The organism is Streptomyces sp. NPDC001927 (genome assembly GCF_053594455.1).
In genome coordinates this window covers 443,447-443,788 of record NZ_JBSFEN010000006.1, presented here as the reverse complement: position 1 = coordinate 443,788, position 342 = coordinate 443,447, and the positions used below count along the sequence as shown (strand labels likewise).

1 protein-coding gene is annotated in these 342 nt (G+C 69.3%); it reads right to left on the bottom strand.

Annotated features, from left to right (window positions below):
* On the bottom strand, nt 1–342 hold a 342-nt coding region (locus ACWCO8_RS19250; RefSeq protein ID WP_451033336.1), incomplete at both ends, for a tetratricopeptide repeat protein.

The window sequence follows — 342 nt, the reverse complement described above, 5'->3', positions numbered from 1 at the left end:
GCAGCCGCTCACAGTCCGTGACTACGCGCTCCAGCAGGTCGATGGCTTCGCGGGTGCGGTCCGCCTGTTGGTACGAGGTGGCCAGGTTTGCACGGGCGGTGAGGGCGTTGGGGTGGTCGGGGCCGAGCAGCCGCTCACAGTCCGTGACTACGCGCTCCAGCAGGTCGATGGCTTCGCGGGTGCGGTCCGCCTGTTGGTACGAGGTGGCCAGGTTTGCACGGGTAGCGAGGGTGTTGGGGTGGTCGGGGCCAAGCAGCCGCTCACGATGCGCGGCCACCCGCTCGAGGAGGTCGACGGCTTCCTGGGTGCGGTCCGCCTCTTGGTACGAGGTGGCGAGGTTGG